We start from the raw sequence: 1,828 nt of genomic DNA on the forward strand, positions 1-1,828 counted from the left end.
AAGAGCGAGCGGACACGCTCCGGAAGGAGATCGGTCGCGAAGTCCCAGTCCTTCACCTCGAGGCCGAGCAGGTGATCCCGCAGCGAGCCCCCCACGGCGCAGGCTCGGCCGCCGGCGCGCAGGAGGGCCTCCGCAGTGCGCCGCGCGCCCTCGGGGAGCGTGGCCTCGAAGGAGTGGACGAGGTCTTCCATGGAGTCGTGCTTCCTCAACCGTGGCCGCGGCGCCGCGCGGCGCCGCCGCAGTCAGTCCTGCCCGAGTGGTCGATTCTACCCGATCGGGGCCCGGCAAGGGATGTCGTCTCGGCCGGCTCCGCAGTCCGGGCCCGCGCCTCTCGGGACAGCCCCCGTACAAGGCGATCGGCCTGACGGGTCGGTTCGGGGAGCCGATATCCCATCCCCGTCCTCAGCACCAGCCTGACGGAGTCCTCGAGCGTGATTCTGTGACCCACGGAAACGTAAAGGGGACGTACTCCATCTCGAGTCCGGAGCACTCTTCCTACGGTCTCTCCCCGGTCCAGCAAGGCGGTCGACGACCCGCGCCTGGCCGCGGGTTCGGAAGCATCGCCGATCAGCCGGCTCTTGGCGACTCCCACGCTCGGCGTCTCGAGGAGGAGCCCGAGGTGGCAGGCCAGGCCGAACCCGCGGGGGTGGGCGCGACCCTGTCCGTCGCAGAGGATGGCCTGCGGCGTTGTGCGGAGCCCGCTCAGCGCCGCGAGAAGGACCGGGACTTCTCGGAAGGAGAGAAGCCCCGGCACGTACAGGAAGGGCGCTGGGCCGCGGGCGGAGGCGACCTCGACGATCTCGCGCGCCTCGAGATCGTAGACGACCGCCGCGGCGATCAGATCCCCGCCAAGCGAGGCCGCATCGCAACCGGCAACATGCCGCAGACGCGTCCAGTCGAGGGGGGTCTCTCGGATCCGGTCGCGAAGGAGCGACTGGGTCGCGACCGCCTCCCGGGGAGAGAGGTCCCACCGATGGAGCATCCGCGCGCGCATGGGGCGATTCTGCGCGCAATCCGGCAGAGGATCAAGGATCCTAGGATGTGTTACAGTAGCAAGTCATTGCTTCCGATAATTGACGAGTGCCGCGGCATCCGCGGCGTGCCCTGGGAGGACACATGCCGACCGTCCGGACATTCCGGGTAGTTCCCAACCTTCCCGAGAGACTGCTTCCCCTGGGGATCCTGGCCCGGAATCTGTGGTGGACCTGGGTTCCGTACGCGTCGGATCTCTTCAGCCGCATGGACTCGGATCTCTGGGAGAAGACCCGGCACAACCCCGTCGACCTCCTCGGGGCGCTTCCCCAGGAAAGGCTGGAGGCGCTCGCGGCCGACGACGCCTTCCTCTCCAACATGGACCAGATGGTCGGCGATCTGAACGCCTACCTCGGCCGGAGGACCTGGTTCGAGCAGGTTCACGGGAGCTCGACCGACCTGCAGATCGCCTACTTCAGCGCGGAGTTCGGACTTCACGAGTCGCTGCCGATCTACTCCGGTGGTCTGGGCGTCTTGGCCGGGGATCATCTGAAGAGCGCGAGCGATCTGGGAATCCCGCTCGTCGGGGTGGGCCTTCTCTACCGGCGGGGCTACTTCCGCCAGTATCTGAATCGGGACGGCTGGCAGCAGGAAGTCCGAACCGCTTACGACTTCGAGCGCCTTCCCCTGCACCTGGAGACGGCGGAGGGGCAGCCGCGAAGGATCTCAATCGAGATCGCCAGCCGCGAGGTCTTCGCCCAGATCTGGCGGGCGCAGGTCGGCCGGGTCCCTCTTCTCCTTCTCGACACCGATCTTCCCGAGAACAACCCGGAGGATCGATCGATCACCGATGAGC

At 67.7% G+C, this 1,828-nt stretch carries 3 protein-coding genes; 1 reads left to right on the top strand and 2 read right to left on the bottom strand.

Annotated elements, in window-relative coordinates:
* A partial coding sequence (locus tag FJY88_14125; GenBank protein MBM3288464.1) for a polynucleotide adenylyltransferase PcnB occupies positions 1-191 on the bottom strand: 191 nt, incomplete at its 3' end.
* Positions 192-205: 14 nt separating this feature from the next.
* Positions 206-994: an endonuclease V gene (locus tag FJY88_14130; GenBank protein MBM3288465.1), complete on the bottom strand. Its 789-nt coding sequence runs from the start codon at positions 992-994 to the stop codon at positions 206-208.
* Positions 995-1,116: 122 nt separating this feature from the next.
* Between FJY88_14130 and FJY88_14135 the strand changes: the two genes are divergently transcribed.
* Positions 1,117-1,828 (top strand): glycosyltransferase family 1 protein (locus tag FJY88_14135; GenBank protein ID MBM3288466.1); only part of this gene is annotated, 712 nt, incomplete at its 3' end.

The organism is Candidatus Eisenbacteria bacterium (assembly GCA_016867495.1).
In the GTDB taxonomy this organism is placed as follows: Bacteria; Eisenbacteria; RBG-16-71-46; order CAIMUX01; family VGJL01; genus VGJL01.